Source organism: Saccharomonospora amisosensis (assembly GCF_011761185.1).
Classification (GTDB): Bacteria; Actinomycetota; Actinomycetes; order Mycobacteriales; family Pseudonocardiaceae; genus Saccharomonospora_A; species Saccharomonospora_A amisosensis.
Map to the genome: position 1 here is coordinate 1,254,579 of NZ_JAAOYM010000001.1, position 25,248 is coordinate 1,279,826.

A 25,248-nucleotide genomic window follows, 5' to 3' on the forward strand; every position below is an offset into this window, starting at 1 on the left:
GCCGACACCCCAGCCGCTTCAGTGGGCGTGCATCCGGCGCTCCACCCGGCGAAGCAGCAATGCCGTCGGGTAACTGGCGGCCAGGAAGATCAACCCGGCCAGTGTCAACGGTTCGAGGTACTCGTAGGTGTCGCTGCCGAGAGTCCTAGCCGTGCGCAGCAGCTCCGGCACCGTGATCAGCGCGAGAAAGGGTGTTTCCTTGAACATCGCGATCGCGTAGTTGCCCAGCGCGGGCAGTACGTTGCGGATCGCCTGCGGCAGGATCACCTTCGTCCACGTGGCATGCTCGGGAAGCTGCAGCGCCACGCTCGCCTCCCACTGCCCGACCGGGACGGACTCGATACCGGCACGGTAGACATCGGCGCAGTAGCACGCGTAGTGCACGCCAAGGCCGATCACGCCCGCGGTCATCGGGGAAAGCGTGACGCCCATGCTCGGCAGCGCGAAGAACAGGAAGAACAGTTGGATCAGCAACGGCGTGCTGCGGATGAACTCGATGAACGCCGTTGTCAGCTGTGCCAGTACCGGAACACGTAGCCGCCTGATGACGGCGAACACGAGTCCGAGCACCGCGGCGAGTGCCGTACCCAGCACCGTCGCGACCAATGTGTACTTCGCGAAGTGCTCGAGCAGCACGGGAAGCGACCGCAGCGCGTAGTCCCAGTCCCAGTTCACGGCGCCACCTCCGAGGGAACGGGCTTGCGTGGTCGGAAGACACTGCGCAGCCCTTCGTGCCTGCCCAACTTGGACTTGGCCACGATTTCGGCCATGTTGGAAAGGAAGGTCACCGCGTAGGCGAGGATGAAGTAGATCACCATCAGCGCCAGGTACATCACGGTCTCGTTGCCGCCGGCGAACCGGAACGACTCTCCCATCGTCATCAGATCCACCAGCGAGATCGTGTAGAGCAGCGGCGTGCTCTTGAGCAACTGGATGAACAGGTTGTTCATCGACGGGATCATCAGCGCGATCGCCTGTGGCCAGATCACGCGGGTCATGCGTTGCCAGGGCGACAGGTTCAACGCGATCGCGGCCTCCCACTGGGTGCGCGGGACCGAGTTGATCGAGCCGCGTACCACCTCCGCTCCGTATGCGCCGTAGTTCAGGCCGAACGCGAGTACGCCGACGAACACGGCGTCGAATTTGATGCCGAGCAGCGGCAACGCGAAGAACAGCCACCACAGCTGGATCGGAAGCGAGGTGCCTCTGAAGAACTCGATGATCGTTCTCGCCATACCTCGCACCGGTAATCGTTGCGAGCGCGCGAGCAGGCCGAGGACGATGGAGACGACGAGCATGAGAGCGGTCCCCAAAGCCGTGATGAGTAGTGTCACGCCAAGCCCGCTGACGAGGTTGCCCGTCCAGTCGAACAGTGTTGGTGTGTCGTTCACTCGGATACCTCTCGTCGGGGTCGTGATGACACTAACGGGGGACCCCCCAAGGTGCCGAGCAGCCGAGTTGTGCCGTCCCCTAATCTCTGCTTCGTGCGCTTAGTGATCGCTCGGTGTCAGGTGGACTACGCGGGACGCTTGACGGCCCACCTGCCCATGGCCACCCGGCTGCTGCTCGTGAAGGCCGACGGCTCGGTGTCGGTGCACTCCGACGACCGCGCCTACAAGCCGCTGAACTGGATGAGCCCGCCGTGCTGGCTGATCGAGGACGGCAACCTCTGGATCGTGCAGAACAAGTCGGGGGAGAAGCTGGTCATCACCATCGACCGGGTGCTCGACGCGATCGACCATGACCTGGGAGCTGAACCGGGGCTTGTGAAGGACGGTGTGGAGGCGCACCTGCAGGAGTTGCTCGCCGAGCACATCACCACGCTCGGCGACGGTTACACGCTCGTCCGTAGGGAGTACCCGACCGCCATCGGGCCTGTCGACATCCTCGCCCGCGACGGCGAGGGCGCCGCCGTGGCCGTCGAGATCAAACGCAGGGGCGAGATCGACGGCGTCGAGCAGTTGACAAGGTACCTGGAACTGCTCAACCGTGATCCGCTGCTCTCGCCGGTGCAGGGAGTGTTCGCTGCCCAATTGATCAAACCGCAGGCCCGCACCCTCGCCGAGGATCGCGGCATCCGCTGCGTGACGCTCGACTACGACGCGCTGCGCGGCATCGAGCCTGACGAGTTCAGGCTCTTCTGATTCTTCCTCCGGCCTCCGGACGGCCGTGCCGGACGTCCCGTTCGCCCGGTCCTGCTCTCATCCTCGCTCCTGCCACCCTCTGATCTCGCGGGTCCGCCGTGCCGTGTCCCGTTCGGTGTTGTTGGCCACATCCACCCACGCTCGGACAGTGATTCACCCGCGAGCTGTTCACCTTGGCGAAATCGTGCGGTAGTGTGCGCCTCCGGGTTAATTCTGGTGTTTGTTGTTGACTGCTGTTGATTGGTGGAGGTGGGGTTCGTGCACGTTCTCGCCGAGGCGAACCTGCGGCTCGACGCGAACGCGGTGGACTATGCGCTGCTCGGGTTCTACTTCCTGCTCGTGCTAGGCATCGGCTACCTTTCCCGCAGGCAGGTGTCGACGAGCCTCGACTTCTTCCTGTCCGGCCGCTCGCTGCCCGCCTGGGTCACCGGGCTCGCATTCATCGCGGCCAACCTCGGAGCGATCGAGGTCATGGGCATGTCCGCCAACGGCGCGCAGTACGGGATGCCGACGGCGCACTACTTCTGGATCGGCGCGGTGCCCGCGATGCTGTTCCTTGGCATCGTGATGATGCCGTTCTACTACGGCTCGAAGGTGCGCAGCGTGCCGGAGTTCATGCTGCGACGGTTCGGCAAGCCCGCTCACCTCGTCAACGGCATCAGCTTCGCGCTGGCCCAGATCCTCATCGCCGGTGCCAACCTCTTCCTGCTCGCGAGCGTGGTGAACCTGCTGCTTGGCTGGCCGATCTGGGTGTCGATCCTGCTCGCCGCGGCGATCGTGCTGACATACACGGCCCTCGGTGGGCTATCGGCCGCGATCTACAACGAGGTGCTGCAGTTCTTCGTCATCGTGGCGGCACTGCTGCCGCTGACCATCGTCGGCCTCTACAAGGTCGGCGGCTGGCAGGGCCTCGCCGAGGCGATTTCCGAGGGCCCCGGCGGTTCACAGCAACTGAACGCCTGGCCGGGCAGCCAACTCACCGGCTTCACCAGTAACTTCCTCTCCGTGCTCGGCCTGGTCTTCGGGCTCGGGTTCGTGCTGTCGTTCGGCTACTGGACCACGAACTTCGTCGAGGTGCAGCGAGCCATGGCGTCCAAGAGCATGTCCGCCGCCCGGCGAACCCCCATCATCGGCGCGTTCCCGAAGTTGCTCATGCCGTTCATCGTGATCGTTCCCGGAATGATCGCGGGCGTCACCGTCACCGAACTGCTTGGCGAGAACAAGGCCGCGCTGATGCGCGGGCAGGCGGCCGACAGCGGCGCCACGTTCAACGACGCCCTGCTGCTGCTGATGCGTGACCTGCTGCCCAACGGCATGCTCGGAATCGCCATCGCGGGTCTGCTCGCTTCGTTCATGGCAGGCATGGCGGCCAACCTGAGCTCGTTCAACACGGTGTTCACCTACGACATCTGGCAGGCATACCTGCGCAAGGACAGGGAGGACGAGTACTACCTGGGAATCGGCCGCGTGGTCACCGCGGCGGCAACCGTCTTGGCGATCGGCACCGCGTTCATCGCTTCCACCTACAGCAACCTGATGGACTACCTGCAGCAGCTGTTCTCCTTTTTCAACGCGCCGCTGTTCGCCACGTTCATCCTCGGCATGTTCTGGAAGCGCATGACGCCGACCGCGGGTTGGGCGGGGCTGGTCACCGGAACCGCCGCCGCGGTTTCGGTGTTCCTGTTGGCCGAGACCGGGGCGTGGGACCTGCCCGGGCAGGGGGCCGCGTTCGTCGGTGCGGGTGCGGCGTTCGTGGTGGACATCGCCGTGAGCGTGGCGGTCACCTACGTCTCCCGGCCGAAACCGCAGGCACAACTTGTCGGTCTGGTCTACTCGCTGACGCCCAAGGAATCGCTGCGGCACTCCACCACGGGTGAGGACGCAGGCTGGTACCGCAGGCCGGGGCTGCTGGCCGGAATCGCGCTGGCGATCACCGTCGTGTTGAACATCATCTTCTAGGAGGTGTGAATGGCGAACGGGAAACGCTCGCGTGGCGCGGGGGTTTTCGACGTAAGGCTGGTCATCGCGCTGCTCATGGGGGTCTACGGCGCGGTGCTCACCGTGCTGGGAACCGGCTTCACGACCGAGGCGGACATCACCAAGGCCGCAGGCGTCAACATCAACCTGTGGGCGGGCATCGGCATGCTGGCGTTCGCCTCGGCATTCGTCGCATGGGCCAGGTTGCGGCCCATCGCGGTACCCGCCGAAACCGACACTGCGACCGGCGAGGAGCGCAACGGCTAGTCTGCCGGGTTCTTCGCACGCCACTCACGCGATGGGGATAACGTTCCTGCCGTGTTGAGTCGTGTTCCCGCCCTCGCGGCCCTGCTCGCGGCGGCGCTGGCCGGCCTGCTGGGCGGCTGCGCGGGTGAGGATCTGTCGAGGTCGAACTTCGAGCGCACCACGGTGCCCGCTGAGCCTGGCAGCGGGGAAGGCGACGTGCCGACCGGTCCGATCACCGACCCTGCGGTGTCCGCGTCGGCGCTGCGGATGGTGAATCCGTGCGCCTTGCTGTCGGCGGAGCCGGTTGCCGACTTCGAGCGCGTTGTGGAGCCGACCGAACTGGAGTGGGGTGCTTGCCGGACCGAGGTGCGTGATGCGGGAGGCAAGACCCTGGTGCTGTCGCTGCAACTCGGCGAGTCGCTGGTCGTGGCGGAACAGGCCACCGCTGCCGTGGAGGGGTTGCCCCTCGTGGAGAACAGGACCGACGACGAGACGTGTTTCGTGACGGCGGTGACCTCACGCGGGCCAAGCATGGGGGTCGGCCTGCAGGTGCAGTACGCCGGCGGTGAACCCTGTGGCCAGGGCATCGCGGTGCTCGGCGCGGTGGTTCGGTCCCTTCGCGCGGACCCACCAACCTACTCGGCGGAGCCGGGATCGCTGCTGCCGGTGGAGCCCTGCGAGAGCGTGCCCACCGCAACGGTGACCGATGTGCTGGGCGAGGAGGCGACACGGCAGGCGGCTGGACTGCACGCGTGCCAGTTCCAGTCCGGGAGCTCCACGGTTCACGTGCGCTTCCGCACCGGTTACCCGCCTGACCCAGCGGACGGCACGAAGATCGACATCGGCGGCGTCACCGCGGTGAGAGAACCCGGCGCCACCGACACCGCGGAGTGCGACGTGTCCTGGCGGCATCGGGCCGTGGCCGAAGGAAGCGACGAGATCGTGTCGGTTTCCTACTACGGCTACGGCGAGGACACCACCAAGGACGACGCCTGCGTAGCGGCGACCGAGTTCGCCAAGTCGGTGGTCGCGGCCCTGCCGTCGCGATGACGCGCGATGTCGGCGAAGCATCGCGCGAGAGAGCGCCTCAGGCGCTAGGTTGGAGACGAACCCCACATCGTGGCCGGAGGTGCTCGTGAAGAAGATCATCAACGATCCAGCGGCGGTGGTTACCGAATCGTTGAGGGGCCTGGCCGCCGCTCATTCCGACCTGCTGAGAGTGGAATACGACCCGGCCTTCGTCGTGCGCGCCGACGCGCCCGCACCCGGCGTCGCGGTGATCTCGGGGGGTGGCTCCGGACACGAGCCGCTGCACGGCGGCTTCGTGGGCCACGGAATGCTGCACGCCGCCGTGCCCGGTGCCGTGTTCACCTCTCCGACCCCTGACGGGGTGCAGGCCGCGATCTCGGCGTCGACGGGAAGCAAGGGCGCGCTGCTGATCGTTAAGAACTACACCGGCGACGTGCTGAACTTCGAAACCGCTGCCGAACTCGCGGCAGCGGAAGGGCTCGACGTGCGCAGTGTCGTGATCGACGATGACGTCGCCGTGGCCGACTCCACGTTCACGGCGGGAAGGCGCGGCGTCGGCGGCACCGTGTTGCTGGAGAAGATCGCGGGTGCCGCCTCCGAACGCGGCGACTCGCTCGACGACGTGGAGGCCGTGGCGCGAAAGGTGATCGGGCAGGTGCGTTCGATCGGTGTCGCGCTGTCGGCACCCACCGTGCCACACGTAGGCGAGCCGAGCTTCGACCTCGGCCCCGACGAGATCGAGTTCGGTATCGGTATCCACGGTGAGCCAGGACGCGAGCGCATCCCGGCCGAGCCTGCCGACGCGCTGGTGGAGCGCATGCTGTCCGCCGTCGTCGACGACCTGCCCTTCGCCAGCGGTGACGAGGTGCTGCTTTTCACCAATTCGATGGGCGGTACGCCGCTGTTGGAGCTGTACCTCGCCCATGGCATCGCGGAACGACTGCTCGCCGATCGCGGTATCCGGGTCACCCGCAGGCTGGTCGGCCCCTACATCACGAGCCTGGAGATGCAGGGCATCAGCCTGACCCTGTTACGGCTGGACGAGGAACTGGCCTCGCTGTGGGACGCTCCGGTCAGCACACCGGCGCTGCGCTGGGGAAAGTGATGAGCTGTGAAGCGTCCGACGTCGCCGAGGCCATCCGCGCGGCCGCCGACGTCATCGCACGGCATCGCGTTGAACTGACCGATTTGGACCGTCCGATCGGGGACGCCGACCACGGCGAGAACATGAACAGGGGGTTCACCGCCGTACTCGCCACACTGGACACGACGGCTCCGACGACACCGGCCGGATTGTTGAAGGTGGTGGCGACCACGCTCATCTCCAAGGTCGGTGGCGCCGCCGGACCGCTGTACGGAACGGCGTTCCTGCGCGCGGCCACCTCGCTGGGGCAAGAGTCGCGGTTGGATTCCGAAGGGTTGGTGACCGCGTTGCGGGCCGGGCTCGAAGGGGTGGTGGCACGAGGTAGGGCGGAGGTCGGTGACGCCACCATGGTCGACGCGCTCAGTCCCGCCGTCGAGGCCGCGGAGGCGGCCAAGGGCGAGGGGATCGCGGCCCAGCTCGCCGCGGCTGCCGACGCCGCCGACGAGGGAGCGCAATCCACCGTGCCACTCGTGGCCCGCAAGGGCAGGGCCTCCTACCTCGGCGAGCGCAGTATCGGGCATCTCGATCCCGGTGCCCGCTCCACCGCACTGTTGCTGCGTGCGTTCGCGGACGCGGCTCGATGAGGGTCGGGCTGGTCGCGGTTTCGCACAGTGCGAAGCTTTCTGAGGGCGTTGTGGAACTGGCCGTGCAGATGGCGCCCGATGTCAGGGTGCTCGCCGCTGGCGGGCTCAGTGAGGGTGGCATCGGCACCGACTACGAGGTGGTGCTGCAGGCCGTGAACAGCGCGGACGCAGGCGCCGGGGTGGTGTTGCTCTACGACCTCGGCAGCGCGCAGCTCACCGCCGAGTTGGTGGTGGAGTCGCTGCCCGATCCCTCCTCCGCCGTAGTGGTGGACGCGCCGCTGGTTGAGGGTGCAGTCGCCGCCGCAGTCGCCGCGCAGGGCGGTGCGGACCGCGAAGGGGTGGCGAGGGCGGCCATGGAGGCGGCGGGTGCGGGCACTGCCGCCGAACGGGCCGAGCGTGAGCAGGCGGCGGGTGAAGCGGTACGCGCCGAGTTGACGCTGACCAACGAGATCGGCCTGCACGCCCGGCCCGCGGCGCTGCTGGTGCGGGCGATCGCGGGAATGGACGCGGTCGTGCGGGTTCATCTCGGTGACGACGAGGCCGACGGGCACAGCGTGCTCGCACTCATGTCGCTGGGTGCCCGCAAGGGCGACCGCATCGAGGTGGAGGCGAGCGGGCCGCAGGCGGCCGAAGCCGTCGGCCGTGTCCGTGCGCTCGTCGAGCGGGACTTCGCGGAGTCCTGATGAGAATCCGCTGGGGGACATTGCTCGCGCTGCCCCTGCTGCTGGCCGTGCTCGCCGCATGCGACCACCCGGTCGTCGGCGAGGCGGTCGGTGTGCGGGAGGCCGGTCAGCCACTCAACTCGTCGGCATTGGGCGATCTGCGAACGCTTGACCCGTGCGGGCTGCCCGCACCCGGCACTTTCGCCGCCTATGGCGCGGCACACCAACTGGCGCGTGAGTCGTTCGACGAGTGCAGGTTCGCCGTCACCGTGGGCAGCGAGAACGTTGTGGTCTACCTCGGCATGCTGCGACCGGCCGCAGCCCTGCCGGAGGGCGGGCGGACGGTCGCGGCGCTACCCGGCCGCACACGCGTGGTGCGGACGTCAGCCGATGGCGACCTGCCGTGCGAATCGCACCTACTGCTCGAAGACAACATCGCGGTCTCGGTCGTCGCGGACGCGCAGCTCAGCGAGTCCGAACTGGACTTTGGGACGGTATGCGGCATCGCGCGCGCGGGTGCGGAGGGAATTCACCAAACCATGAGCTCGGGGCAGGTTCGCCACTGGAACCCACCGGCGAACTCGTTCGCGCGGTTGTCGGCGTGTGCGCTGCTCGCGGCCCCAGACGTCGCGGCGAGGGTGGAGGCATCAACGGCCGATGTCACTCTCTATCCGGCTGAACACCAGTGCACCTGGGGAGTAGCGGGCGGGGAACACTCCAACGCCCAGTTGGATCTGGTGGTGGGCAAGCCGCTCGACCCCTCGGCAGGCAGCGTCGAGAACATCGGCGGCAGGCGAACGCTGGTCGAGCTGACCGAGACCCAGACCGTGCGGGTGTGCACCCTGTTCACCGAGCACGCGCCGTTCGCCGATGCGGTGGAGGACGAGCGAGAACTCGCGGTGGTGCGCGTGCTGCATCCCGCCGACACGGGTAAGGACCCGTGTAGTACCGGACGCGAGCTCGCGGGGGCAGCGTGGCCGAAGCTCCCGGCGGCCCCGTGAGGGCCCACTGATTCGATTCGGTTGCCCGACGGCGCTGCCAGATACCTCCGTTCGTGCGACTATCGAACTGATTACTCCTGAGTAACCAGCGGAGGTTGGCGTGGCACGTGAGTTCTCGGTCGTAGGCGTCGTCGGTCTCGGCACGATGGGGTCCGGCATCGCCGAAGTGCTCGCACGCAGCGGCGTCACGGTCGTGGCCGTCGAGGTGGACGACCACGCGGCCGCGCGAGGGCGTGGGCACATCGAGCACTCCACAGCCAGGGCCGCCGCCAAGGGCAAGCTCGACGAAGCCGCCCGCACCGAACTGCTGGCCCGCATCCGTTACACCACCACGATGGCCGACCTGGCCGACGCCGACCTGGTGATCGAGGCGGTGCCGGAGAACCTGGAGCTCAAGGCCGAGATCTTCCGCAGGCTGGATGAGATCACCCGGCCGGAGACCGTGCTGGCGTCCAACACCTCGTCGCTGTCGGTCACCGAGATCGGCGTGCACACCCGGCGCCCCGGCAAGGTCGTCGGGATGCACTTCTTCAACCCGGCCCCAGTGCTCAAACTGATCGAAGTGGTGCGCACGGTGGTCACCGAACCCGACGTCGTCACCGACGTCGTGGAGTTCGGGAAGGCGCTCGGCAAGACCCCGGTGGTGATCGGCGACCGGGCCGGGTTCATCGCCAACGCCCTGCTGTTCGGCTACCTCAACCACGCGGTTCGGATGTACGAGCAGCGTTACGCCACCAGAGAGGACCTTGACGCCGCCATGCGGCTCGGTTGCGGCTACCCGATGGGCCCACTCGCGCTACTCGACCTGATCGGGCTCGACACCGCGTACGAGATCCTCGACACGATGTATCGCCAGTCCAGGGACAAACTGCACGCGCCTGCCCCGCTGCTGAAACAAATGATTACCGCCGGGCTGCTCGGCAGGAAGAGTGGGCGCGGTTTCTACAGCTACGACGCTCCCGACTCACCCACCGTGGTCGCAGACGCCGAAACCCCGCTCCGGTCCGCAACGGACAGCGGCGAGGCACGTGAGGTGTCGAAGGTCGGCGTCGTGGGCACCGGCACCATGGCGACCGGAATCGTGGAGGTCTTCGCCAAGCGCGGCTACGACGTGGTGCTGCGCGCCCGCACCGGCGAGAAGGGCGAGGCCGCGCTGGCGCGCGTGCGCGGCTCACTCGACCGGTCGGTGGCCAAGGGCAGGATGACAGGCGCCGACGCCGAGGCAGCGCTGGCGCGAATCCGCGCGGTCGTCGACTTCGCCGATCTGGCCGACGCCGACCTGATCGTGGAGGCCGTCGCGGAGGAACTGCCGGTGAAACAGGCCGTGTTCGCCGCGCTGGACAAGGTCGCCAAACCTGGCGCGGTGCTGGCCACGACGACCTCCTCGTTGCCGGTCATCGAGTGCGCGGCGGCCACCTCACGCCAGGGCGATGTCGTCGGGATGCACTTCTTCAATCCCGCACCGGTGATGCGCCTGGTGGAGGTGGTGAGCACGATCGCGACCGCGCCCGATGTCGCCGCGACCGCGCACGCCGTCTGCGAGGCGATCGGCAAGCACCCGGTGCACTGCGGTGACCGGGCGGGGTTCATCGTCAACGCGTTGCTGTTCCCCTACCTCGGCGACGCCGTGAAAATGCTCGAGGCCCACTACGCCGACGCCGACGACATCGACACCGCCATGAAGGTCGGCTGCGGGCTGCCGATGGGACCGTTCGAACTGCTGGACGTGGTGGGGCTCGACGTGTCACTTGCCATCCAGCGGACGCTGTTCAACGAGTTCCGCGAGGCGGGGTTCGCACCGGCACCGCTGCTGGAACACCTTGTGACGGCCGGCCGCCTCGGCAGGAAGACCGGAAAGGGCTTTCGCGACTACACCTGAGCCCGCGCAGGTCAGCCGCAGCCGCACGCGCCCCCACAGCACCCACCTGAGGGCGCCTGCGCGCTCGCCGAACCGGTGAGCGCCACGGTGGTGAGCAGCTTGACGGTGTTCTCGTGCCCTTCCGGGCACTTCGCGGGGGCGCCCGACTCGCTCATCGGCCTGTTGAGTTCGAAGGACTCGGCGCACTCCCGGCAGCGGTAGGCGTAGGTCGGCATGCGGCCATTATCCCCTCACACCGCGAACCGGGTGAAGCAATGAGAGGCTTGGCCGCGTGGAGCTACCGCCGATCGACCGCGCTACGCCACATCTGGCCGAGGTGGTGCCCTCGCTGCTGGCGAGCCTCGGTATCGGCGACTTCGAGAACACGCTGGAACTGCCCGACGTCACCAGTGCCTGCGTGCTGCTGATCGACGGGCTCGGCCTCGAACTGCTCACCGAGCACGCCACTGACGCCCCCGTGCTCAGCGGCCTGCGCAAGCGGCCGCTGCGGGCGGGCTACCCGGCTACGACGGTCGCCGGGCTCGCGGCGATCGGCACGGGTACACAATCCGGACAGCACGGGATGGTCGGCTACACCTTCGAACTGCCAGAGGTCGGGGTGCTGAACTCGCTGCGGTGGCGGCTGCATCCGCGGGGACCGGACCTCAGCGACACCCTCCCGGTGCAGCGGGTGCAGCCGCTGCCCACGACGTTCGCCCGTGCCTGCGCTGCCGGACTGGACGTCAGCGTGGTGTCCTCCGGCCAGTTCGAGGGCACACCGCTGACCCGAGCCGTGCTCAACGGTGGGGACTTCGTCGGGGTGCACGCGCTCGGCGACCTGGCAGCGGCGACGCTCACCGCGCTGGGCAGGCCGGGAGCGTTCTGCTACGGCTACCACAGCGAGATCGACCTGCTGGGACACCTGCACGGTCCCGGTTCGCTGCCGTGGCGCATGCAGTTGCGCCAGGTTGACCGGCTGGTGGAGTCCATCGTGGAGGACCTGCCTGCTGGTGCGCTGCTGGCCGTGGTCGCCGATCACGGCATGGTGCGGCTCGACGACACGGTGGTGGACGCCGACACCGAACCCGCGCTACGAGCAGGCGTGCGGGCACTGGCCGGTGAGGTCAGGGCGAGGCATGTGTACACCCAGGAGGGCGCGACAGCCGACGTTCTCGCCGCGTGGCGGGAGACGCTTGGTTCGCGAGCCTGGGTGGTGCGGCGGGAACAGGCCGTCGAGGAAGGCTGGTTCGGCGACACCGTGGCCGACCATGTGCTGCCCCGGATCGGCGACATCGTCGTGGCGGCACGTGGGCGGTCAGGGGTGGTGCGGCGAGGCGCCGAGCCGACGGAGTCCGCGCTGCTTGGCCAGCACGGCTCCTTCACGGCGGCCGAGCAGTTGGTGCCGCTCGTCCTCGCTCACAACTGAGCGGGCCCGCCGCGTTACCGTGGGCGCATGCCTCGACGCAACCGCGCTCGCCGCGACCGGCCGCTACAGGCGGAGTCGGTCGGCTGGGCGCAGCCGCAGTCCGGGCCCGATGGTGACTGGCTCGTGCGCACGGTGCCCGGGGCGCGGGCCACCAAGTTCTACCGGTGCCCCGGCTGTGACCACGAGATCCGGCCCGGAATGCCGCATGTCGTGGTCTGGCCCGCGGGAGAGGCCGGTTCGGTGTCCGATCGCCGCCACTGGCACCGCGCGTGTTGGCAGGCCAGGGACCGCAGGAAACCCACCCGGCGCCACTGACCCCGTTCCCGCCCGCGAGTCCCCCGTTCCCGCCCGCGAGTGCTGCGTTCAGGGTCGCGAGTCGCCCGCTGCGGACGGTCCGTCCAGCCGGTAGAAAACGGCGGGCATGCCCTCGTAGTAGTCCTGGTGGTACTGGTGCAGTCCGAGCTTGTCAGCCACCCGCCTGGCAGGCACGTTGTCCACACCCGTGATCACGACCACGGCGCGTTCGGGTAGTTCCCGCCGTGTCCACTCCAGCACGGCACGTGCCATCTCCGTGGCGTAGCCCTTGCCCCACGCGGCGGGCAGGAAACGGTAGTACAGGTTCAGCACGCGCTCGCCGTGCAGGTCGCGCATCTGCACCCCGCCGACGCCGATAACCGTTTCGGAAGCCAGTTCGACCACAGCGACGTAGCCGAACCCGTACACGGCCCAATGCTGCCGCCACACGGCGAACCGCTCCCTGGCCTGCGCGGGAGTCGCGGGCGCTCGCTCGTAGGGGTGGGTTTCTTTGGCTGCCTGGATGTCGACGACGGCGGGCAGGTCCTCCTGGCGCAGTGGTCGCAGCAACAACCGCTGGGTGCGCATCGGCAACAGCCTTCGCCTCACACGCTGAACGTAACGCCTGCGTGCGTCAGAATCCCGTCATGGCTGAACTCCCGCTGGTGCTGCTGCACGCCTACCCGTTGGACGCGCGGATGTGGAACCCCGTACGCGAGGCGCTCGCCGCGCGAACCCGGGTCGTCACTCCCGATCAGCGTGGTCTCGGCCGAACGCCGCTGCCCGCGACCGATCGCGAGCCCAGCCTCGACGACGCGGCTGTCGACGTCGTCGCGATGCTGGACAAGCTCGGCCTGGACAGGGTCGTGCTCGGCGGCTGCTCCATGGGTGGTTACGTGACGATGGCGGTACTTCGTAGGGCGCCGGAGCGGGTCGGCGGGCTGGTGTTCATCGACACGAGGGCAGCCGCCGACACCGAGCAGGCGAGAGCCGAGCGGCTCGCCGTGGCCGATCGAGCGGAGTCCGAGGGCATCGCGGGCTGGCTCGCCGACGACATGCTCCCGAAGCTGCTCAGCGAGCACGCCCGATCGGCCCGCCCGGAACTGGTGGCGACCGTTCGCGAACTGATCGAAAGCCAGCGGCCCTCGGGCGTGGCCTGGGCGTTGCGCGCGATGGCCGCGCGACCCGACTCCACAGAGGCGTTGCGCGCCGCCGACGTCCCCGCGTTGGTGATCGTGGGGGAGCAGGACTCGCTGACCCCTCCCGAGCTGGCTGGTGACCTGGCCGACGCGCTGCCACGGTCACGACTCGTCGTCATTCCGGGCGCGGGCCACCTGACGCCGATGGAGGCGCCGGAGCGGGTTGGCGAGGCCGTCCTCGACTGGTTGGCATGACTCGCTCGCCGGCGTGACGCACGTTACGTCGAGATTTCCGAGGCTTCCCGGTGCCATAGTCGTGACCTGCGGATTCGTTCTCGTGGGCCGCCGTGCGCGGTGAACAGCGCAGATGTGGGGAACGTGATCTCCGCAGCCGGGCGAAGGCACCCGAAACGGTGAGGGCTACGATCCCACTAGCCAACGCGGGTCCCCCGCCCGTGGCGAGCAACGATCGCGGGGTTTGAGTGCAGGAGGCAGGAGTGACGGCCGTAGCCCCACAGCCGATCGCGACGCGTCCATACCCGACGCGGGAGTCGGCTAAGGGTTCGTACCTGCTGCGGTTGTTCCGCACGACGGACCACAAGCAGATCGGCATCATGTACCTCGTTACCTCGTTCGCCTTCTTCATGGTCGGCGGCGCGATGGCGATGCTGATCCGTACCGAGCTTGCCCAGCCAGGGCAGCAGTTCCTGTCCCAGGAGCAGTACAACCAGCTGTTCACCATGCACGGCACGGTGATGCTGCTGCTGTACGCGACCCCGATCGTGTTCGGGTTCGCCAACTTCATCCTGCCGCTGCAGATCGGCTCACCGGATGTGGCGTTCCCAAGGCTGAACGCGTTCTCCTACTGGCTCTACCTGTTCGGCGGGCTTATCGCGTCAGCGGGTTTCCTCACGCCCGGTGGTGCCGCCGACTTCGGCTGGTTCGCCTACACCCCGCTGTCCAGCGCGATCTACTCGCCCGGCGCGGGCGCCGACCTGTGGCTTGCCGGCCTCGTGGTCGGTGGTCTCGGCACCATCCTCGGTGCCGTCAACATGATCACCACGGTGGTGTGCCTTCGCGCGCCCGGCATGACGATGTGGCGGATGCCGATCTTCACCTGGAACATCCTGGTGACCAGCATCCTGGTGCTGCTGGCGTTCCCGATCCTCACCGCCGCGCTGCTGGGGTTGATCGCCGACCGGCACCTGGGTGCCCACGTGTTCGACCCCGCCAACGGCGGCGTGATCCTGTGGCAACACCTGTTCTGGTTCTTCGGCCACCCCGAGGTCTACATCGTGGCGCTGCCGTTCTTCGGCATCGTGTCGGAGATCTTCCCGGTGTTCAGCCGCAAGCCGCTGTTCGGCTACAAGGGCCTGGTGTGGGCGACGCTGGGTATCGCGGCGCTGTCGCTGGCGGTGTGGGCCCACCACATGTACGCAACGGGCGCCGTGCTGCTGCCGTTCTTCGCCTTCATGACCTTCCTCGTCGCGGTGCCGACCGGTGTGAAGTTCTTCAACTGGATCGGCACGATGTGGAAGGGGCAGCTGAGTTTCGAGTCGCCGATGTTGTTCTCGCTCGGCTTCCTCGTGACCTTCCTCTTCGGCGGCCTTACCGGTGTTCTGCTGGCCGCGCCCGCGCTGGACTTCCACGTGTCGGACAGCTACTTCGTGGTGGCGCACTTCCACTACGTGCTGTACGGCACCATCGTGTTCGCCACCTTCGCGGGCATCTACTTCTGGTTCCCGAAGATCACGGGCCGGATGCTCGACGAGCCGCTGGCGAAGCTGCACTTCTGGACCACGTTCATCGGCTTCCACATGACATTCCTCGTGCAGCACTGGCTGGGCAACGAGGGCATGCCGCGCCGTTACGCCGACTACCTCGCCAGCGACGGCTTCACCACACTGAACACGGTGTCCACCATCGGTGCCTACATCCTCGGCGCCTCGACACTGCCGTTCATCTGGAACATCTTCAAGAGCTACCGCTACGGCGAGATCGTGACCGTGGACGACCCGTGGGGTTACGGAAACTCGTTGGAGTGGGCCACCAGTTGCCCGCCGCCGAGGCACAACTTCACCGAGTTGCCGCGCATCCGCTCCGAGCGCCCGGCGTTCGAGCTGCACTACCCGCACATGGTCGAGCGGATTCGCGGTGAGGGTCATATCACCTTCACCGGCAAGACGCTCGCCCACGGCGACGCGAAGGACGCGCCGTCGCAGGTCCTGACCAAGGCCGTCATTCCTGGCCAGCACGACGAGGACAACGCGAGCGAACGGTGACCGGCACGTCAGGGCTACCACTCGCCCGGGAGCCACGGTGAGCTTGACACCCGTCCTGATCACCACAACCGGGCCGGACAAGCCCGGAGTGTCCTCGGTGCTGTTCGCTGCCCTTGCCCGGCAGGGCGTCGAGGTGCTGGACATCGAACAGGTGGTCATCCGGGGTCAGTTGGTGCTCGGTGTGCTGGTGGCCGTGGACGACGACGCCGAGGCGTTGCAGGAAGCGGTCGAGCAGGCCATGGCCACGGTGTCGATGAACGTCGACGTGCGCATCGGTGAGGCCATCGGCACCGATCCGTTCGCACCGGGGCGCCGAGGTTCCACCCACGTGTTGGTGCTGCTCGGCAGGCCGGTGACAGCTCGGGCGTTCACCGAGGTCGCCCGCAGGCTGGCCGCGGCGGGTGCCAACATCGACTCGATCCGCAGCGTGGCCGACTATCCGGTGACCGGACTCGAGGTTCACGTCTCGGTGGCGCACGACACCGACGAGGCCGACGCCGAACTGCGCTCGATGCTCGCCGACGTGCCGTCCCGCGGCGGGCTCGACGTGTCGATCGAGCGTTCGGGCCTTGCCCGCAAGGCGAAACGACTCGTCGTGTTCGACGTGGACTCCACCCTCATCCAGGGCGAGGTCATCGAGATGCTGGCCGCCTACGTAGGTGTCGAGCAGCAGGTGCGCGACATCACCGAGGCCGCCATGCGCGGCGAGTTGAACTTCACCGAGTCGCTGCGACGCAGGGTCGCGCTGCTCGAAGGGCTTCCCGAGACGGTGCTGGACGAGGTCGCCGACGCGATCGAGCTGACTCCGGGCGCCAGAACCACGGTGCGCACGCTGAAACGACTCGGCTTCCGCTGCGGTGTGGTGTCGGGCGGGTTCACCCGCATCATCGACCGACTGGTCAGCGACCTCGGGCTGGACTTCGCCGTCGCCAACGATCTCGAGGTGGTTGACGGCAAGCTCACCGGCAGGGTCGCGGGCGAGATCGTGGACAGGCCGGGGAAGGCCTCGGCGTTGCGGCGATTCGCCGCCGGCTACGGAATCCCCATCGAGCAGTGTGTCGCGGTCGGTGACGGAGCCAACGACATCGACATGCTCTCCGCCGCCGGTATGGGCATCGCGTTCAACGCCAAGCCCGCGTTGCGGGAAGTGGCCGATGCCGCGCTGTCGTACCCATACCTCGACGCCGTGCTGTTCCTGCTCGGTGTCACGCGTGCCGAGGTGGAAGCGGCGGACGCGGCCGACGGCATGCCACTGCTGCGGCCGTGACATCGGTGCTCGCGCCGCTGGCCGCTCGGTACGCGTGGTGGCTGGGCCTTCCCGCCGAGCAGACCGCGATACCCGAGGCGGCAGAACAGATACGGGCGATGCCGGTGGTGCTGCGGATGGAGAAGTCCGAGCCACCGTCACGGACCCCGCTGCTGGAGGCCGCGGCCACGGCCGCGCTGGCGGTGTGCCTCGACGAGCGTTCGCGCGAGGGCGGCGAGTGGTACGACGCGGTGCGCAGCTGGATTTCCGGCCATATCCGCAAGGTCGCGCGGCGGGCGCGGGGAGCGCACTGGCGGGCGGTGCAGGACCTGCCAGGCGTCACCGTCGACGTGGCGGGCGCACAGGCGCGCGCCCTGTTGCCGCGCAGGGTGGCCGACCTGCCAAGGGAGGTTTCCCGGTTGCAGGTCTCCGGCAGTGACCTGCCGCCGGACGAGCCGGGACCGCCACCGGCGGATGTGCCACTGTTGTTGCTCAATCCCGATGTCACGATGACCGTCGGCAAGGCGGCCGCCCAGGTTGGGCACGGCACGATGCTACTGGCGGCACTCCTTGGTGAAGCCGAGTCGCAGCGGTGGCGGGAGTGGGGATACCGGTGCGCGGTCCGCACGGCCACGGCCCCGGAGTGGGAGGCGAAGCGTCCCCGCGATCCCGAGCGAGCCTGGCGGGAACACCGGGTGGTGGCCGTGCGTGATGCCGGATTCACCGAGATCGCGCCCGGCACGATCACCGTGCTGGCCCAGTGGCGAGCCGCGGAGGCCGCCGCTCGGGGCCGCTGAGCCACCAATCCCGCGAAACTCGCGGCCGCGAACGCAGAACTCGCGGGTCAGAGTGGGGGACTCGCGGGCGAGAGCGGGGGACTCGCGGGTCAAGAGGCCTTCCACACCACATAGGCCTCGTCGGCATCGGTGGTCATCGCCTCGACGAACTTGTCGTGGTCGAATCCCGGCAGCGTCTGCAACCGCTCGATCAGCGCGTCAGCGGCCGGGTCACCGCTTGGCACCGCGGTTCCGGTGCCGTCGGCAGCGGCCAGCATCAGGAAGACGTCTTCGCGCCACGGGCCTTCCGGAATGACCCGCACGACCACCGCGGACAGTTGGTCCCAGGTGATCGATTCCTCGGTGCCGTCGGCCAGCACACGGCGTACGCCGGTGTCGTCGACGCTGACCGATCGCGACTTGGCGCTGGATGAATCGGGGGCCAACAAATTCTCCCTCAGGATCGGCAATGGCGTTCACCGTAGTGGCCGCCTTCGTTCGGCTCAGTCCGGGGCTGCGGCGTCGAGTCTGCGCAGCGCGTCGCGAACGACTCGCGGATCGTGGGTGGGCCACAGCGGCGGCAGCGACGCGCGCAGGAAACCCCCGTAGCGGGCCGTGGCCAGCCTGGGGTCGAGCACGGCGACCACACCCCTGTCGCTGCCGGAGCGGTGCAGCCGCCCCGCACCCTGCGCGAGCAGCAGCGCGGCGTGCGTCGCGGCCACGGTGAGAAACCCGTTGCCGCCGCGCGCGTCCACCGCTCGTTGCCGCGCCGACGACACCGGGTCGTCAGGGCGCGGAAACGGCAACCGGTCGACCACGACCAACTGAAGGGACGGTCCAGGCACGTCCACCCCCTGCCAGAGCGAGAGCGTGCCGAACAGGCACGCGCGCGCGTCGTCGGCGAACTTGCCGACCAGTAGTGCCGTGGCGTCCTCGCCCTGGCACAGGATGGGATACCGCACGCGGTCGCGCAGTGCCTCTGCCGCCTGCTTGGCGGCCCGCATGGAGGAGAACAGCCCGAGCGTGCGCCCACCTGCCGCGTCGATCAGCTCCGCCAGTTCGTCCAGCGTCGCGGCGCCGAGCCCGTCCCGCCCCGGCGCGGGTAGCTGCTTGGCGACGTAGAGGATGCCGTTGCGCCGGTAGTCGAACGGCGAACCCACGTCCAGGCCGGTCCAGGAGGGCCCGGAATCGTCGGTGGGTGGCGCCTTGCCGGTGGCCGTGCCCGCGACTTCGGTCGCGCGCGCGGGAGACGGCGGCAGACCCCACTGCCGAGCAAGGGTGTCGAAACTACCGCCGAGCGCCAGCGTGGCCGAGGTGAGCACGGTGGTACTGCTCGCGAACACCCGGTCGCGCAGCAGCCCCGCCACGGTCAGTGGAGCGACATGCAGCGCGGGCGGCCGCGGAGAGGCCGAGAAGGAGTCACCGGAGCGCCAGACGACATCGAAGCGGTCGGCCTGTTCGTCCTCGAACGACTCCAGCAGCCGCGCAGCCGTGTCGTGCACCTCGTCCAGCAGCGAGCGGGCGAGCTTGCGGGCGGTGGCGCCCTCGACGTCCTCCTTGTGATCGGGACCGAGTGCGGTAAGGCACGCCCGCGCCGCATCGCGAGCGGCGGCCACCGCGCCACCGAGGGCGGTGGGCAACCTGTCGATGCGGCCGGGTGGCAGGTCGTCCAGCACGAGGGAGAGCCCGTCGGCGCACTCCAGCAGCCGGTCGGCGACGGCGGCGTCGATCAGCCTGCCGCAGCGCCGCGCCGCGGTGGACAGCATCGCGGGGGTCAGCTCGGCCGTGGCCGCCGAGGTCACCCTGTCGACGAGCTCGTGTGCCTCGTCGACGATCGTCACCTCGTGCTCGGGAAGTACCTGGTGTTCCTGAAGCGCGTTGATCGCGAGCAGAGCGTGGTTGGTCACCACCACGTCGGCGCGGCCCGCTTCGGCACGGGCGCGTTCGGCGAAGCAGTCCGCCCCCACCGGGCAGCGGGCGACGCCGAGGCATTCCTTCGCCGTGACCGACACCTGCCGCCACGCTCGCTCGGAGACTCCCGGCACGAGTTCGTCCCGGTCACCGGTTTCGGTGTCGGACGACCACTCGTGCAGCCGCTTCACCTCCCTGCCGATCCTGGAGACGGTGAAGGCGTCGAACAGGGCGGTGTCCTCCGGCTCCTCCGGCGCGCCGGTGTGAACCCGGTGCAGGCACAGATAGTTGCGCCTGCCCTTGAGGATCGCGAAAGTCGGCGCGCGGCCGAGCGGCCCGGCCAGCGCGTCGGCGAGGCGGGGCAGATCACGGTCCACGAGTTGGCGCTGCAGCGCGATCGTGGCGGTGGACACCACGACGGTGGAGTCGCGCTCCACCGCGTGCCTGATGGCAGGCACCAGGTAGGCCAGTGACTTGCCCGTTCCCGTGCCCGCCTGCACGGCGAGGTGTTCACCCGTGCGGATGGCTTCCGCGACGGCCTCCGCCATGCGTACCTGGCCGTCGCGCTCGGCGCCACCCACGGCTTTGACGGCATGATTGAGCAGCTCACGAACCCCAGGCGGTGCGGAGCGGACGGATTTGTCTGCTGGCACGAAACAGACGTTACCCGGCCACCCCCGTGACGCCGGGCCCGGCCGCCACCCCCACCCGTCGCCGATTGCTCACGAAAGTTCCATTCGTACCTCACCGGCACGTCAGTCCGGCTTCTTAGCGTTCGCCCAATGAGACGCATCCCTGCTCGACTGCTCGCTGCCCTGCTCGCCGTCGGTGCCGCAGGTCCCGCGCTGCCCGGCTTCGCGGCGGCCGAGCCCGTCGGTGCCAACGGTGTAGTCGTCGACGAGTCGTTCGACACCCCGACGCTGCCGCAGGGCTGGAACCCGGTCGGCGGGTCGTGGCGGGTGTACGACGGTCGACTCACCACCACCGAACCGAGTGCCTTGTCCCGCATCACCTTCGGACCCCGGCTGCGGGACTTCCGTGCCGAGGCGACGGTTAGCTTCGAAAGTGTGAACAACGCCAGCCGATGGGCGGGCATCGTGCTCGACATCGACCCTTCGGGTTCGGTGCCGTGGAGCCAGGCGATCATGCGTTCGCGGTCCACGGCGAGCAACGGCATCGAGTTCGCTGTCCGCACGGCGAACAACACCTGGAACGTCACCGACACCGCCTCCGCGCCGCACGACGCGGGCACGGGCCGCGACATCCGCATGTCCGTCGAGGTGCACGGCAGCAACGCCACCTGGACCTTCGACGGCGAGCCGGTACTCACCACCAACCGCCTGCCACGCACCGACACCGGTGTGCTCGGGATCGTGGCCGACGGCGCCAGGATCAGCGTGGACGACGTGCGGGTGACCGAGCTGCCGCCACTGCCCATCACCAGGCCCGACGGGGCACTGCCGCTGACGATCGCCCACCGCGGCTACTCGGCCGTCGCACCGGAGAACACGCTCGCGGCCGTCGAGGCGGGTATCCGCGCGGGCGCCGAGTACGTCGAGATCGACGCGCACACCACCGCCGACGGCGTGCCGGTGGTGATGCACGACTCGACGGTGGACCGCACCACGGACGGCTCCGGCGCGGTGTCCACGCTGACCGCCGACTACGTCACCGGACTGGACGCGGGCTCATGGTTCTCACCCGCCTACGCAGGCCAGCGGGTGCCCACCCTCGGTCAGGTGCTCGACCTGGTGCGAAACACCGGCTCCACGCTGCTGCTCGAGGTCAAGGGACCGCGGACGAGAGCGCGGACCGAGGCGATCGTGTCCGAGGTGCTGCGACGCGGCATGGCCGAGCAGGTGCTGATGCAGAGCTTCGACGTGCGGGTGCTGCGAGACGCGCGGGAGCTGGCACCGCGAATCCAGCTCGGGCTGCTGCGCGGCGCCCTCGACGCCGACCCGGTCGCCACCGCAAGGGAACTGGGCGTCGTCACCTACAACCCTTCGGCCGACGCGCTGCTGGCGCGTCCGGAGGTGGTGAAGCGGCTCAACGACGCCGGGATCGCGGTCATGCCATACACGGTCGACGACGCCGCGCGCTGGTCGCGGCTGGCCGAGCTGGGCGTCGACGGCATCATCACCAACCGGGCAGGGGAGCACTCCGGCTGGCGGCGGGCAGAGCAGGCCGAGCCCGCCGCGGCGCCGACCATCGAGATCATCGCGCCCGGCGACGGGGCGAGGCTGCGCCGCTACGAGCGGGTGGTGCCCGCTGTCAGCACCCGGGATGCCGACGAGGTGACGGTGACGCTCGACGGCGAGCCCATCGAACCCGGGGCAGCCGTCGATGCCCGAGAGCTGCCCGCCGGGGTACACAAACTCTCCGCCGTCGCGACCGGGCCGGGCGGCACCGTCGAGACGAGCACGTCGTTCGAGGTGGTCGTGGACGTCACCGGCATCCGGGTGCTCGTCGCCGAATCCGACATCGCGCCCAACGACATCGCGACCATCCTGCGCCATCTCGACGCGGGCAGGTGGCGGCTCGCCGAGCACGCGGTGCGCGCCGCCGCGTTCACGCCCGAACAGCGAGCGCTGCTGTTGGCCGACCTGCGCGTGCTGCGCGGCACCTGAGGGGCCACGGCGAGTCTCAGCGGGCGCGAGCGAGCTGCTTCAGCTCCTCGCGGTCGGGCAGCCCTTCCCAGTCACCGTGCACCGACACCGCGAACGCACGGCACGCGGCGGCGGTGCGTACCCGGCGATCCGGTGGGGCGCCCGCGAGGAAGTCGGCGAGATAGCCCGCGACGAAGGCGTCGTCGGCGCCCTCGGAATCGATCGCACGAACCGGGTAGGTGGGCACGTCGTAGCGGCAGCCGTGCAGCTCGGCGAGCGCACCGCGCGGGCCCAGCTTCACGATCACCTGCTCGGGGCCGAGTCCGGTCAGGTACGACAGCAGCTTCTCCGGCCGCACCGGTTCACCGGTGAATCCGAGCGGGGCTGCCTCGTCGACGCCCGCGAACACGATGTCGGCTCTGCTCACCAGGTCGAGCAGCACGCCGGTGGCATCCTGCGGTTCCCACAGCGCGTTGCGGTAGTTCACGTCGAACGACACCGGAACGCCTTCCTCGCGCGCCACCTCGACGGCCGCGAGCACGGCCTTCGCGGCCGTGTCGGACAGGCTCGGCGTCAGCCCACTCAGGTGCAGCACGCCCGCCTGCCTGATGCGGTCCTCGGGAATGTCCTCCGGGCACAACCGCGTTCCCGCGCTGCCGCTGCGGTAGTAGGCCGAACGTGTCGCGTCGGTGGTGCGGTAGTCCTTGAGCATCAGCCCGGTTGGTGCGTGCTGGTCGGTCATGGCCGCCGAGGTGTCCACACCTTCGTCACGCAACCGCAGCAGCACCAGGGCGCCGGGCTCGTCGGCGCCGACCCGACCTGCCCACGAGGCGGGGACACCGAGCCTCGCGACTCCGATCGCGACGACCGCCTCGGTCCCCGCGATGCCGACGTCGACGCTGCTGGCATGCCGAAGCTTGCCGGACTGGGTGCTGAACACCGCGAGGCTCTCGCCGAAGGTCACCAGCCCGCGACGCGTCACGAAGCCACCCTCGGCGCTCCGGTCACGGTGACCCCGCCGTCCTGAAGCTCCGCCAGCGCGGAGTCCACAGTAGAACGCGAAACGCCTGCCGTCAGGTCGGCGAGTACGCGCACCCGGAAACCGGCCCTCGCGGCATCCAGTGCGGTGGCCCGCACGCAGTGATCGGTGGCGATCCCGACGACGTCCACATCGGTGACCCCCCGCTGGGAAAGCCAGTCGGCCAGCCGCACGCCGCCCTCGGTCTCGCCCTCGAAACCGGAGTAGCCGTGGCTGTACTGGCCCTTGGAGAACACCGCGTTGATCGGCGCGACGTCCAGTTCGGGATGGAAGGCCGCGCCCGCGGTGCCCGCCTCGCAATGCTTCGGCCACGACCGTGCGAAGTCGGGTTCGTCATGGAAGTGCTCGCCGGGATCGATGTGGTAGTCCCTGGTCGCCACGACATAGTCGTAGTCACCCTCGCGCAGGTACCGCGAGATGTCACCGGCGACCGCGGCGCCCCCGCTCACCGCGAGCGAGCCGCCCTCGCAGAAGTCGTTCTGCACGTCGACGACGATCAACGCGGTAGCCATGATGTCCTCCGGTATCGACGTTCAGTTGTCGGATCAGGTGAAACTCAGGTGAAGGTGGTGGGTATCGCCGGGTCGCCGCTGGAGAGTTTCAGCCCTTCCCACGGAAGGCTCACCAGCGCGCGGCGCAACCGTTGCCTCCCGTCCTCCAGGGTGGGCAGATCCGATACCGGTTGTCCACCACGAAGCAGCGGGATGTGCAGATCGCGGTCGTACGGGCCGACCTGGGGCGGGTTCCTTGTCGGGTAAACGACTTCCTCCAGTGCGGTGCCCGTGGGTTTGTGCCTGCGCAGTGCCGCCTTGCGCCCGCCCCGCGACGCCTTGTGCTCGCTTCGCTTCGCGACCGGCCTGCCGCCGACCTCGACTAGCTTGTACACCATTCCGGCTGTCGGCGCACCCGAGCCGGTGACCACCGATGTACCCACCCCGTAGGCGTCGACCGGTTCGGCACGCAGCGCCGCGATCGCGTGCTCGTCGAGGTCACCCGACACCACGATGCGCGTGTCCTTCGCACCCAACGCGTCGAGCTGTTCCCTGGCCTTGCGCGCGAGCACGCCGACATCGCCTGAGTCGATGCGGATCGCGCCCAGCTCGGGCCCCGCCACCCGCACGGCCGTTTCGATGCCTGCCGTGATGTCGTAGGTGTCCACCAGCAGCGTGGTGTCGGCACCCAGCTTCTCCAGCTGCGCGCGGAACGCGGCTTCCTCGGTGTCGTGCAACAGCATGAACGCGTGCGCGACCGTGCCTCGGGTGCTGATCCCGTAGCGGCGACCGGCTTCCAGGTTCGAGGTGGTGGCGAAGCCGCCGAGGTAGGCCGCGCGCGCCGCGGCGACCGCTGCCTGCTCGTGGGTACGTCTTCCGCCCATCTCGATGATCGGCCTGCCGTTGGCGGCGCTCGACATCCTGGCGGCGGCGGAGGCGACCGCGCTGTCGTGGTTGAGGATCGACAGCACGATCGTCTCCAGCAGCACACATTCGGCGAAGCTGCCGCGCACGGTGAGGATCGGCGAACCTGGAAAGTACAGCTCTCCCTCCGGGTAGCCGTCCACATCTCCGGTGAACCGGTACCCCGCGAGCCAGTCCAGGGTCTCGGCATCGACGACGGCCGTCGCCCGCAGTTGTTCCAGTTCCGCTTCGGTGAAGCGGAAGTCGGCGATCGCGTCCAGCACGCGGGCCGTGCCCGCGACCACGCCGTAGCGCCGCCCTGCGGGCAGTCTGCGCGCGAACACCTCGAAGACGCAGTCGCGTTCACCCGTTCCGTCGCTCAGTGCGCTACCCAACATGGTGAGTTCGTAGTGGTCGGTGAACAGCGCGGTGCTGGTGTTGCTCGCCGAGGTGGACATAGCGGAAGCCTATTCACTCGTACGGCCAGACC

General features: G+C 68.7%; 25 protein-coding genes. 16 read left to right on the plus strand and 9 right to left on the minus strand.

The genetic code is table 11. The features are described from left to right. Positions 1–18: 18 nt before the first annotated feature. Positions 19–675 carry an ectoine/hydroxyectoine ABC transporter permease subunit EhuD gene (ehuD, locus tag FHU38_RS06125; protein WP_167167481.1) on the minus strand — a complete coding sequence of 219 codons (657 nt, stop codon included), beginning with the start codon at positions 673–675 and terminating at the stop codon, positions 19–21. Then, on the minus strand, positions 672–1,391 hold the full coding sequence (locus FHU38_RS06130) for an amino acid ABC transporter permease (RefSeq protein ID WP_167167484.1): 720 nt from the start codon (positions 1,389–1,391) through the stop codon (positions 672–674). Before FHU38_RS06130 ends, ehuD begins: the two co-directional genes overlap by 4 nt. 93 nt (positions 1,392–1,484) lie before the next feature. Here FHU38_RS06130 and nucS point away from each other — a divergent pair, with 93 nt between their 5' ends. The 9 genes from nucS to FHU38_RS06175 all read left to right on the plus strand — a co-directional run bounded on the left by nucS (position 1,485) and on the right by FHU38_RS06175 (position 10,666). Next, positions 1,485–2,144: an endonuclease NucS gene (nucS, locus tag FHU38_RS06135; protein ID WP_167167487.1), complete on the plus strand. Its 660-nt coding sequence runs from the start codon at positions 1,485–1,487 to the stop codon at positions 2,142–2,144. A 258-nt stretch (positions 2,145–2,402) separates the two neighbouring features. Next, the gene (locus FHU38_RS06140; RefSeq protein ID WP_167167490.1) at positions 2,403–4,103 is read left to right on the plus strand and encodes a sodium:solute symporter family protein; all 1,701 of its coding nucleotides are present in this window, start codon (positions 2,403–2,405) and stop codon (positions 4,101–4,103) included. 9 nt (positions 4,104–4,112) lie between these two features. After that, positions 4,113–4,388: a hypothetical protein gene (locus tag FHU38_RS06145; RefSeq protein WP_167167493.1), complete on the plus strand. Its 276-nt coding sequence runs from the start codon at positions 4,113–4,115 to the stop codon at positions 4,386–4,388. 51 nt (positions 4,389–4,439) lie between these two features. Next, on the plus strand, positions 4,440–5,417 hold the full coding sequence (locus FHU38_RS06150) for a DUF3558 family protein (protein WP_167167496.1): 978 nt from the start codon (positions 4,440–4,442) through the stop codon (positions 5,415–5,417). Positions 5,418–5,502: 85 nt separating this feature from the next. Further along, positions 5,503–6,501 carry a dihydroxyacetone kinase subunit DhaK gene (gene dhaK, locus FHU38_RS06155; RefSeq protein WP_167175618.1) on the plus strand — a complete coding sequence of 333 codons (999 nt, stop codon included), beginning with the start codon at positions 5,503–5,505 and terminating at the stop codon, positions 6,499–6,501. Beyond that, entirely contained in the window at positions 6,501–7,124 is a 624-nt protein-coding gene (dhaL, locus tag FHU38_RS06160; RefSeq protein WP_167167499.1) for a dihydroxyacetone kinase subunit DhaL, read from the plus strand. Before dhaK ends, dhaL begins: the two co-directional genes overlap by 1 nt. Next, a complete protein-coding gene (gene dhaM / locus FHU38_RS06165) occupies positions 7,121–7,807 on the plus strand; it encodes a dihydroxyacetone kinase phosphoryl donor subunit DhaM (protein WP_167167502.1) in 687 nt (228 codons plus the stop codon). Before dhaL ends, dhaM begins: the two co-directional genes overlap by 4 nt. Next, on the plus strand, positions 7,807–8,787 hold the full coding sequence (locus FHU38_RS06170; protein ID WP_167167506.1) for a hypothetical protein: 981 nt from the start codon (positions 7,807–7,809) through the stop codon (positions 8,785–8,787). Before dhaM ends, FHU38_RS06170 begins: the two co-directional genes overlap by 1 nt. A 100-nt stretch (positions 8,788–8,887) precedes the next feature. Next, a complete protein-coding gene (locus FHU38_RS06175; protein WP_167167509.1) occupies positions 8,888–10,666 on the plus strand; it encodes a 3-hydroxyacyl-CoA dehydrogenase family protein in 1,779 nt (592 codons plus the stop codon). A gap of 11 nt (positions 10,667–10,677) precedes the next feature. Here the strand turns inward: FHU38_RS06175 and FHU38_RS06180 are convergent, their stop codons facing one another. Continuing rightward, positions 10,678–10,881 (minus strand): FmdB family zinc ribbon protein, encoded by a 204-nt coding sequence (locus tag FHU38_RS06180; RefSeq protein WP_167167512.1) that lies wholly within the window; start codon positions 10,879–10,881, stop codon positions 10,678–10,680. A gap of 56 nt (positions 10,882–10,937) precedes the next feature. Between FHU38_RS06180 and FHU38_RS06185 the strand changes: the two genes are divergently transcribed. Beyond that, a complete protein-coding gene (locus FHU38_RS06185) occupies positions 10,938–12,071 on the plus strand; it encodes an alkaline phosphatase family protein (RefSeq protein ID WP_167167515.1) in 1,134 nt (377 codons plus the stop codon). 27 nt (positions 12,072–12,098) lie between these two features. Beyond that, positions 12,099–12,386 carry a hypothetical protein gene (locus FHU38_RS06190; protein WP_167167518.1) on the plus strand — a complete coding sequence of 96 codons (288 nt, stop codon included), beginning with the start codon at positions 12,099–12,101 and terminating at the stop codon, positions 12,384–12,386. 48 nt (positions 12,387–12,434) lie between these two features. On the opposite strand, the gene FHU38_RS06195 is transcribed toward FHU38_RS06190, so the two are convergent. Then, on the minus strand, positions 12,435–12,974 hold the full coding sequence (locus tag FHU38_RS06195; protein WP_390623233.1) for a GNAT family N-acetyltransferase: 540 nt from the start codon (positions 12,972–12,974) through the stop codon (positions 12,435–12,437). A gap of 38 nt (positions 12,975–13,012) precedes the next feature. Here FHU38_RS06195 and FHU38_RS06200 point away from each other — a divergent pair, with 38 nt between their 5' ends. The 4 genes from FHU38_RS06200 to FHU38_RS06215 all read left to right on the plus strand — a co-directional run bounded on the left by FHU38_RS06200 (position 13,013) and on the right by FHU38_RS06215 (position 17,829). After that, a complete protein-coding gene (locus FHU38_RS06200) occupies positions 13,013–13,759 on the plus strand; it encodes an alpha/beta fold hydrolase (protein WP_167167521.1) in 747 nt (248 codons plus the stop codon). Between the two features lie 242 nt (positions 13,760–14,001). Then, positions 14,002–15,786, plus strand: coding sequence for an aa3-type cytochrome oxidase subunit I (gene ctaD / locus FHU38_RS06205; RefSeq protein WP_167167524.1), 1,785 nt, complete (start codon positions 14,002–14,004; stop codon positions 15,784–15,786). A gap of 37 nt (positions 15,787–15,823) precedes the next feature. Then, the gene (gene serB / locus FHU38_RS06210; RefSeq protein WP_167167527.1) at positions 15,824–17,053 is read left to right on the plus strand and encodes a phosphoserine phosphatase SerB; all 1,230 of its coding nucleotides are present in this window, start codon (positions 15,824–15,826) and stop codon (positions 17,051–17,053) included. Beyond that, positions 17,050–17,829, plus strand: coding sequence for a peptidyl-tRNA hydrolase (locus FHU38_RS06215; RefSeq protein WP_167167530.1), 780 nt, complete (start codon positions 17,050–17,052; stop codon positions 17,827–17,829). Before serB ends, FHU38_RS06215 begins: the two co-directional genes overlap by 4 nt. 89 nt (positions 17,830–17,918) lie before the next feature. Here the strand turns inward: FHU38_RS06215 and FHU38_RS06220 are convergent, their stop codons facing one another. Both FHU38_RS06220 and FHU38_RS06225 read right to left on the minus strand, forming a co-directional pair. After that, positions 17,919–18,254, minus strand: a complete 336-nt coding sequence (locus FHU38_RS06220) for a hypothetical protein (protein ID WP_167167533.1) — start codon at positions 18,252–18,254, stop codon at positions 17,919–17,921. A gap of 57 nt (positions 18,255–18,311) precedes the next feature. After that, positions 18,312–20,372 (minus strand): ATP-dependent DNA helicase, encoded by a 2,061-nt coding sequence (locus FHU38_RS06225; protein WP_167167536.1) that lies wholly within the window; start codon positions 20,370–20,372, stop codon positions 18,312–18,314. A gap of 129 nt (positions 20,373–20,501) precedes the next feature. On the opposite strand from FHU38_RS06225, the gene FHU38_RS06230 reads away from it, so the two are divergent. Continuing rightward, complete coding sequence (locus FHU38_RS06230) at positions 20,502–22,346, plus strand: glycerophosphodiester phosphodiesterase family protein (RefSeq protein ID WP_167167539.1); 1,845 nt, start codon at positions 20,502–20,504, stop codon at positions 22,344–22,346. A 16-nt stretch (positions 22,347–22,362) separates the two neighbouring features. Here the strand turns inward: FHU38_RS06230 and FHU38_RS06235 are convergent, their stop codons facing one another. The 3 genes from FHU38_RS06235 to FHU38_RS06245 are packed head-to-tail and all read right to left on the minus strand — an operon-like array spanning position 22,363 to position 25,216. Next, a complete protein-coding gene (locus FHU38_RS06235; RefSeq protein ID WP_167167542.1) occupies positions 22,363–23,307 on the minus strand; it encodes a sugar kinase in 945 nt (314 codons plus the stop codon). After that, a complete protein-coding gene (locus FHU38_RS06240) occupies positions 23,304–23,876 on the minus strand; it encodes a nicotinamidase (protein WP_167167545.1) in 573 nt (190 codons plus the stop codon). The genes FHU38_RS06235 and FHU38_RS06240 overlap by 4 nt, the downstream gene beginning before the upstream one ends. 44 nt (positions 23,877–23,920) lie before the next feature. After that, entirely contained in the window at positions 23,921–25,216 is a 1,296-nt protein-coding gene (locus FHU38_RS06245) for a nicotinate phosphoribosyltransferase (RefSeq protein ID WP_167167548.1), read from the minus strand. Between the last annotated feature and the right edge of the window lie 32 nt (positions 25,217–25,248).

Coding starts and splice junctions, on each gene's coding strand:
- FHU38_RS06145 (WP_167167493.1), top strand. CDS start 4,113: ATGGCGAACGGGAAACGCTCGCGTGGCGCGGGGGTTTTCGACGTAAGG.
- dhaL (WP_167167499.1), top strand. CDS start 6,501: ATGAGCTGTGAAGCGTCCGACGTCGCCGAGGCCATCCGCGCGGCCGCC.
- dhaM (WP_167167502.1), top strand. CDS start 7,121: ATGAGGGTCGGGCTGGTCGCGGTTTCGCACAGTGCGAAGCTTTCTGAG.
- FHU38_RS06170 (WP_167167506.1), top strand. CDS start 7,807: ATGAGAATCCGCTGGGGGACATTGCTCGCGCTGCCCCTGCTGCTGGCC.
- FHU38_RS06180 (WP_167167512.1), bottom strand. CDS start 10,881: ATGCCGACCTACGCCTACCGCTGCCGGGAGTGCGCCGAGTCCTTCGAA.
- FHU38_RS06190 (WP_167167518.1), top strand. CDS start 12,099: ATGCCTCGACGCAACCGCGCTCGCCGCGACCGGCCGCTACAGGCGGAG.
- FHU38_RS06200 (WP_167167521.1), top strand. CDS start 13,013: ATGGCTGAACTCCCGCTGGTGCTGCTGCACGCCTACCCGTTGGACGCG.
- FHU38_RS06230 (WP_167167539.1), top strand. CDS start 20,502: ATGAGACGCATCCCTGCTCGACTGCTCGCTGCCCTGCTCGCCGTCGGT.
- FHU38_RS06240 (WP_167167545.1), bottom strand. CDS start 23,876: ATGGCTACCGCGTTGATCGTCGTCGACGTGCAGAACGACTTCTGCGAG.
- FHU38_RS06245 (WP_167167548.1), bottom strand. CDS start 25,216: ATGTCCACCTCGGCGAGCAACACCAGCACCGCGCTGTTCACCGACCAC.